Source organism: Promineifilum sp. (SeqCode), assembly GCF_041918635.1.
Classification (GTDB): Bacteria; Chloroflexota; Anaerolineae; order Promineifilales; family Promineifilaceae; genus Promineifilum.
Genome location: NZ_JAYRVJ010000674.1, coordinates 1 through 7,596 on the forward strand (window position 1 = coordinate 1; position 7,596 = coordinate 7,596).

7 protein-coding genes are annotated in these 7,596 nt (G+C 70.7%); all 7 read left to right on the forward strand.

The genetic code is table 11. From position 1 onward, the window contains the following. Positions 1–397 (forward strand): hypothetical protein (locus tag ACE3UY_RS19740; protein WP_374689193.1); only part of this gene is annotated, 397 nt, incomplete at its 5' end. 95 nt (positions 398–492) lie between these two features. Then, on the forward strand, positions 493–954 hold the full coding sequence (gene ruvX, locus ACE3UY_RS19745; RefSeq protein ID WP_374689194.1) for a Holliday junction resolvase RuvX: 462 nt from the start codon (positions 493–495) through the stop codon (positions 952–954). Next, positions 944–2,122: an endolytic transglycosylase MltG gene (mltG, locus tag ACE3UY_RS19750; protein WP_374689195.1), complete on the forward strand. Its 1,179-nt coding sequence runs from the start codon at positions 944–946 to the stop codon at positions 2,120–2,122. Before ruvX ends, mltG begins: the two co-directional genes overlap by 11 nt. Beyond that, positions 2,085–2,729, forward strand: a complete 645-nt coding sequence (locus tag ACE3UY_RS19755; protein ID WP_374689196.1) for an ABC transporter substrate-binding protein — start codon at positions 2,085–2,087, stop codon at positions 2,727–2,729. The genes mltG and ACE3UY_RS19755 overlap by 38 nt, the downstream gene beginning before the upstream one ends. A 32-nt stretch (positions 2,730–2,761) precedes the next feature. Continuing rightward, a complete protein-coding gene (locus ACE3UY_RS19760) occupies positions 2,762–3,781 on the forward strand; it encodes a hypothetical protein (RefSeq protein ID WP_374689197.1) in 1,020 nt (339 codons plus the stop codon). Beyond that, complete coding sequence (locus ACE3UY_RS19765; protein ID WP_374689198.1) at positions 3,768–6,419, forward strand: transglycosylase SLT domain-containing protein; 2,652 nt, start codon at positions 3,768–3,770, stop codon at positions 6,417–6,419. The genes ACE3UY_RS19760 and ACE3UY_RS19765 overlap by 14 nt, the downstream gene beginning before the upstream one ends. 216 nt (positions 6,420–6,635) lie before the next feature. After that, positions 6,636–7,596, forward strand: a 961-nt coding sequence (locus ACE3UY_RS19770; protein WP_374689199.1) for a hypothetical protein, incomplete at its 3' end; no start/stop codon positions are given.

Sequence of the window (7,596 nt, forward strand, 5' to 3'; positions counted from 1 at the left end):
CACGGCCCGGCTGACGCTGGAGGCGGAGGTGGAAGGGTTGGCCGTAGCCGCGGCCGACGTGTACTCGCTCGTCTATCCCCAACTGTCCGCGGCGCTGCCCGATGGCTACGCGCCGCAGGCGACCACGCTCGCGATGCAAGTAGAGCCGGCGGCGGGCGGCGCGCCGGAGCGCTTCCAGGTGACGGCGCGGGCGGAAGGTTGGGTGGGGGTGGACACGGCCGCCCTGGCCGCCGCCCTGCGCGGCCGGCGCGCGGCGGACGCGGCCCGCTTTCTGACCGACGCCATCCCCCTGGCCGAGCCGCCCACGCTCGACGTAGGTCCCAGTTGGTGGTGGAGTTGGTTTGGCGGCCGCCTCCCGCTCTGGACACAGCGCATCGATGTACAGGTGCTACCGTAATGGTGGTCAGTGGACAGTAGTCAGTAAGCAATAACCACCAACAACTGCCAACTGCCAACTGCCAACTAACAACTGACAACTGACAACTTCTCGAAATGACCATCGAACCCACCCGCCCACCCACCGGCCGCGTAATGGCCCTTGACCTGGGGGAGAAGCGCATCGGCGTCGCCCTCAGCGACACGACGCGTACCATCGCCGCGGCCCACTCGGTCATCGCCCGCAAGTCGCGGGCCGAAGACGCCGCCCGCTACGCCCACCTCATCGCCGAACACCACATCGCCCTGCTCGTCGTCGGCCTGCCCATCACGCTGAGCGGCACGGAGGGGCAGCGCGCCGCCTGGGTGCGCGACTACGCCGCCGACCTGGAGCGCCAACTAGGCGTGCCCATCGTTTTCTGGGATGAGAGCCTGACGACGATGGAAGCCGAAGCCGCCCTGCGCGCCCAGGGCCGGCGCGGCCGGAAGCTGAAGGAGCGCGTCGACGCCGTGGCCGCGGCGGTCATCCTCCAGTCGTACCTGGACGCCCAGCGAGGAGCGGCGTACGATGACATCTGAGACAGCCGAGGAGCGTGGGCTATCAGCCGCCGGCTGTGTGTGGCGCGTCCTCATCGTCGGCGTGGTGCTGGCGGCGCTGGGCGCGGCAGCCGTCGTCTTCTATCGCGCCTGGCTGGCCGGGGCGGATGAGACGGCCAACCCCGCCCTCGATCCCGTGCGCCGCCTCTACCTCGAGGCGTATCTGGCCCAGCACGCCGCGGAACTGGAGGGGCCGGCCGGCTCCGGCGCAGGCCCCGTCCCCTTCACCATCGCCTCCGGGCAGGGCGCGGCGACCATCGCCGCGAACCTGAACGCCGCCGGCCTGCTGGACAACACCGAACTCTTCCTCAACTATCTGGCCTACCACGGCCTGGACGGCGGCCTCGTCGCCGGCGACTACCAGCTTGACCCGGCGGCGACCATCCCCGAACTGGCCGAGGCGCTCGGCTCCGGCCAGGCCCGGACGCTCGAACTGCGCTTCTTGCCCGGCTGGCGCAGCGAGGAGATGGCCCACTACCTGCGCGTCGTCGGCCCGGCCCGCATCGACGCCGACGAGTTCATGACGATTGTGCAGACGCGCGAGGGACTGGCCGCCGGCCCCGGCTTCCTGGCCGCCCTGCCCGAAGGGGCGTCGCTGGAGGGCTACCTTTTCCCCGACGCCTATACCATCACGCCTGAGACGACCGCCGCCCAACTGCTCGACATGATGCTCGCCAACTTCGACCGGCAGGTGACGCCGGCCATGCGCCAATCGTTCGGGGCGCAGGGGCTGTCGCTGCGCGACGCGGTCATTTTGGCCTCCATCATCGAGCGCGAAGCGGCGCTGGCCGAGGAGAAGCCGGTCATGGCCGGCGTCTTCCTGAACCGGCTGGCCGCGGGCATGATGCTGCAAGCCGATCCGACCGTCCAGTACGCGCTGGGCCACCAGGCGGAGACGGACACGTGGTGGAAAGTCCCGCTGTCGGCTGAGGATCTACAAATCCAGTCACCCTACAACACCTACCTGCACGCCGGCCTGCCCCCCGGCCCCATTGCCAACCCCGGTCTGACCTCGCTGCAAGCCGTGGCCGCGCCGCAAGCGTCCGACTATTTCTATTTCGTCCTCGACTGCGCCGCCGGACAGACCGGCCGGCACGCCTTCAGCGTCACCTATGAAGAGCACGTCGCCAACGTCCAACGCTGCCGCTAGGGTGCTGGCCCTGGCCCTGCTCCTCGTTGGGCTGAGCGCCTGCGCCTCCGTCCGGCCGGTGGTCAAGATCGGACTGGTCGCGCCGTTCGAGGGGCGCTACCGGGCCATCGGCTACGACGCCATCTACAGCGCCCGGCTGGCCGTGCGCGAGATCAACGCCGCCGGCGGCATTGGCGGCTACCGCGTGGCCCTGGTGGCCCTGGATGATCGGGGCGATCCCGAATTGGCGCGGGAGACGGCCGCCGCGCTGGCTGTCGATCCGGCCGTGGTCGCCGTCGTCGGCCACTACCTGCCGGACACGACGGCTGCCGCCCTGGAGGTCTATACGAAGGCCGGTTTGCCCCTGCTGCCCACCGGCGCGCCCCCCTTCGCCGAACACGACCCGGCGGGCCTGCCGGACGGGTTCCGCGCCGCCTATGCCGCCGTCACTCCCTTCGATGAGGAGGCCGGCCCCCACGCCGGCGCGACCTACGACGCCTTCGGGCTGTTGTGGCTCGCCTTAGCGGAGGCTGAGCAAAGTATGGGGGGTATCACCCGTAGCTCTGTCCAAGCGGCGCTGCCTGGACTAGAATATGAGGGCGTGACGGGGACAGTCTTCCGGCCCTGAGCGGCCGGCCCCCTCTGCCTGGAGCGATCCGCATGATCATCAGACGCATCCTTGGCCTCATCATGCTCCTGACCGGGCTCACCATCCTGGCCCTCAGCCTGGCCGGCGCGTATTACGTGGGCGACCGGCTCAGCGCCCTGAGCGTGGGCCTGAAGAGCAGCCTCGACCTGGCCGGCCAAAGCCTGGACACGGCCCGCGCCACGCTGGGCGTGGTCGAGAGCACGGTCGGCGATCTGGGCGGCAGCCTCGACACGGCCGTCCAGGCCACAGGCAACGCCTCGCGCACACTGAGCGACAGCCGGCCGCTGATCGACAACGTCGCCGCCGTGACCACCCAGGAAGTGCCGGAGGCGGTCGAGGGCATCCAGGCCGCGCTGCCCAATATGATTGAGGTCGCCGGCGTCATCGATAACACCCTGGTCACGCTGAGTTCCTTCGGCATCGACCGCACCATTCCCCTGCCTTTCGGCGCCTCCATCCCACTGCAATTCGACCTGGGCATCGACTACAATCCCAGCGCGCCCTTCGACGATACGTTGCGCGGCTTCCAGGGCAGCCTCGACGGTTTGCCGGAGAGCCTGCGCGGGCTGGAAGAGGATTTGCGGCTGACCAACGACAACCTGGCCTCGCTGGCAACTGACCTCCAGGCCACATCCGACAACCTGACGGCCATCAACACGCGCGTAGGCGAGATTGCGCCGCTGCTGGCGCAGTATACGGCTCTCATCGACCAACTCGACGGCACTATCGCTCAGGTGGAGGGCAATCTCGACCGGCAGATCGACCTGCTGCGCATCGGCGTGCCCGCGCTGCTCATCTTCCTGGCCCTGACCCAACTCGCGCCGCTCTATCTGGGCTGGGAGTTGCTGACCGGGCGGCGGGAGCCTGGCCGGTACGTCCTTGCCCCGGCCGCCGCGCCCATCGTCGTGGACAAGCCCGCCGCCGTGACCGCCGTCCTGCTCGACACCGCGCCCGGCGCGGCCCCATTGCCCGCCGATGAGCTTCCCCCCCTTGATGACCCCCTGCCCGTGGAGGATCGTGGGCGCTCGTAGCCCCGGTCGCGCGGCGCTGGCGTGGCTCCTGGCCCTGCTGATCGGCGGGCTGCTGGCCGGCTGCGGCGGCTCCGCCAATACGCCCTCCGGCGGGGAGGATCGCGCGGGTGAAGCGGTCGCCGTCGCTCCAACCGAGCCGGCGGCCACCCTGCTGCCGACACCCACATTGGCCGCGCCATCGGCCGGCGTCACGGCCGACCCGCTGCGCCCGCCCACGCCCGTGGTACTGCCCTCGGCCACGCCCCTAGGCAACCCCGTCGCCACGCCGGACGAGAGTCCTGGCGACGCGGCGTCGCCGGCCGATGTGGCCGTCGAGGCCGAGGTGGAGATCATCCCGACCGTCGCCCTGCCGCCGGACGCCACCGCGCCGGAACTGTTCGAGTTGGGCAACCAGCGGTTGGAGGAAGGGGACTACGCCACGGCCGCCGCCGCCTTCGCCGCGGCCGTAGAAGCGGGGGAAGGGCTGACCGCCCGGCAATTGGCCGAGGCCCACCTCGGCCACGGCGTCGCCCTGCTGGAAGAAGGACAGGTAGCCGAGGCCGCCGCCGAATTCGAGGCGCTGCTGCAAGACCCGGCCGCCGCCCCCACCCCGTCGGCGGGCGGCCAAAGCGTCGCCCCGCTGGACATCCCCGATGTGGCGGCGTTCCAGTTGGGCCGGGCGCACGCCGCATTGGGCGAGCCGGCGGCGGCCATCGAGGCCTTCCGCGCCTACGCGCAGAACAACCCCGACATGGCCGCCTACGTCCAGCCGCTCATCGCCGACGCGCACCAGGCGCTCGGCGACACGGCCGCGGCCATCGCCGCGCTGGAAGCGGCCACGGCCGGCGCGGCGCAGCGCTTCAAGGCGGTCGAGAACCGCGGCCGGCTGGCCGACCTCTACCTGGCGGCCGGCGACTATCCCGCGGCCATCGCCCAGTACGATGCCATTCACGACATCGCCCAGACCGAGGCGACCAAGGGGCAGATGGCCTACCTGGCCGGTCAGGCCGAACTGCTGGCCGGAGACACCGCCGCGGCCCATGAGCGCTTCCTGTTCGCCGTCAACACCTACCCCCGCGCCGCGACAAGTCACGCCGCCCTGATAGCGCTGGTGGAAGCGGGCGCACCGGTGGACGACTTCCAGCGCGGCGTGGTGGACTACTACGCGGAAGCCTACGCGCCGGGCGTCGAGGCGCTGCGCCGCTATCTGACCGATGCGACCGAGGCGTACAACACGGACGCACACCTTTTCCTGGCCTGGAATCTGGAGGGGTTGGGCGACGTGGACGGCGCGCTGGCGGCGTTGGACGACTTCGCCGCGCACCAGCCGGTGCGCGCCCTGTTCGAGCGGGCCGAACTGCTGGCCCGCGCCGGCCGCGGTGAAGAGGCGCTGGCCGCCTACGATGAGTACCTGGCGACCTACCCCGACCCCCGCAGCGACGCCTCGATCACGACCAAAGCCGCCGCGCTGGCCGACGAGCTCGGCCGGCCGGACGCCATCGAGCGCTACGTGGCCCTGGCCGATAGCTTCCCCTTTGACGACAACGCCCCGCGCGCCCTCTTCCGCGCCGCCGAACTGACCGACGCCGACGGCGACGCGGCCGGGGCGGTCGCGTTGTGGCAGCGGCTGGCCGAACAGTATCCGGCCAACGTCTACGGCGCGGAGGCCCTGTTCCACCTGCTGCGGCTGGCCGACAGCGATGCGGCCGACGAACTCAACCCGGAGGCCCTGGCCGCCCTGGTAGAGACGCTGACGCCGAGCAACTACTTCGCCCTGCGCGCCGCCGACTTCGTGGCCGGCGTGGCGCCGTTCGCCGCCGAGGGCCCGATGAGCCTGCCGGATGACGCCAGCGCCGGGCGGGACGAGGCCGAGACGTGGCTGCGCGAGCGGCTGCCGGACGATGTGGCCTTGCCGGCGGGCGACCTGGGCGCGCTGTCGCCGGAACTGGCCGCCGCGCCGCAGCGCCTCATCGGCGAGAAGCTTTGGCAGTTGGGCCTGCGCGAGGCGGCCAAGGCCGAACTGGAGACCTTCCGCGAGGCCCACGCCGCCGAACCGCTGGCGAACTACCAGCTGGCGCTGTACTTCGGCGAGCTGGGGCTGTTCCGCTCGTCCATCGTCGCCGCGGCCTCCCTGTTACAGCAGATGAGGGCCACGGTGTTCGACGCCCCCCGCTTCCTGGGCCGTCTCTCTTATCCCGTCCACTACGCCGACCTTATCCTGCCGCTGGCCGATCAATACGGCTATGACCCGCGCCTCCAGTTCGCGCTGGTGCGGCAGGAGAGCCTGTTCGAGAGCTTTGCCCGCTCCGGCGCGGCAGCCCAGGGTCTCAGCCAGGTCATCCCCGACACGGGGGCGTGGATCGCCCAGCGGTTGGCCTGGCCCGACTTCGAGAACGACGACCTCTACAAGCCCTACGTCGGCCTGAACTTCGGCGCGTACTACCTGAGCCAGCAGTTGGCGGCCTTCGACGGGCACGTCCACGCCGCCCTGGCCGCCTATAACGGCGGGCCGGGTAATGCGGCCCGCTGGTTCGACGCCGCCGGCGCGGATCACGACCGGTTTGTGGACACGGTCGATTTCCCCGAGACGCGCCTCTACATCGAGCGCATCTATGAGGGGTTCAACGCCTACCGTCATTTGTATACACCCATACCCTAGTAGGGGCGCACCTGTGTGTGCGCCCTGGGGGTGCGTGTGCGCCCTGGGGCGGGGCTGTGTGTGCGCCCTGGGGCGGGGCTATGTGTGCGCCCTGGGGCGGGGCTGTGTGTGCGCCCTGGGGCGGGGCTGTGTGTGCGCCCTGGGGCAGACACGCAGGTCTGCCCCTACGATGAGGTGCAACCCACTTCAGAAAGTGGGTCGCACCTAAGATAGATTATGTCCTTCGACTGGCAGACCGAAGACCTCGATTGGGACAGCAAGCCGCGCGAGACGGCTTCCGCCGACTACCGGCGGCCTAATGGCGCGTCGCCAGTAGATGAGCCGGTCGCGGTCGACGAACAGCCCCCGCCGCGCCGCAGCCGCCGCCGCTCAGCCCTCTACGCCGCCGGCGTGGCCGGCCTGCTGCTGGCGCTGGCCGCGGTCGTCTATTGGCAGTTGCAGCGCCGCGTCGCGGAGACGGAGCGCCGCCTGACGGCCGAGGTGAACGCCAGTCACGACATCATCATGCGCGCCACGGCCGAGGAGGACGCGGAACTGCTGCTCAGCTTCCTCTCCGGCCGCGACCAGGCGTGGGCGCGGGCACAGGAGGAACTGGTGCGCGACGGCGGCTTCGTGGATCGCGCCGCTTTCGGCCTGGCCTGGGCCGATGGGCCGGCCGCGCCGAGCGCCGCGTCGCCCATCACCCCCACCGTGACGCTGGCCCCCGACCTGCGTTCGGCCGAGTTGACCGTCCCGCGCGACTACGTGCTCGACATCGGCCGCGGCCTGACGGAGACGGTTACGCTGGAGCAGACGCTCGTCTTTCGCCCCGGCGCGGATCGCTGGCTGTTGTCGCCGCCGGAACCCGAGTTCTGGGGCGAGACGGAGATGGTCGTATGGCGCCACATCGAAATGATCTATCCGGCGCGCGACGCGGCCACGGCTGAACGGTTGGCCCGCGACCTGAACGCGACGCTGGCCGACCTGTGCGCCGAACTGGAAGACGACTGCGACCGCCTGACCGTCAGACTGTCCACCCAGCCGGGCGATCTGAGCCCCTATGACGATCCCCGGCACTATTGGCAGGGCGGGTTGGAAATGGTCTTGCCCGCGCCGACGCTCTTTGGAGCGCCGGTGGACGAGGCGGGCTACCGGGCGCTCTACCGCGCCTATGCCGCCCGCGTCGCCAGCGCGGCCG

Coding starts and splice junctions, on each gene's coding strand:
- ACE3UY_RS19755 (WP_374689196.1), top strand. CDS start 2,085: ATGAAGAGCACGTCGCCAACGTCCAACGCTGCCGCTAGGGTGCTGGCC.
- mltG (WP_374689195.1), top strand. CDS start 944: ATGACATCTGAGACAGCCGAGGAGCGTGGGCTATCAGCCGCCGGCTGT.
- ruvX (WP_374689194.1), top strand. CDS start 493: ATGACCATCGAACCCACCCGCCCACCCACCGGCCGCGTAATGGCCCTT.
- ACE3UY_RS19760 (WP_374689197.1), top strand. CDS start 2,762: ATGATCATCAGACGCATCCTTGGCCTCATCATGCTCCTGACCGGGCTC.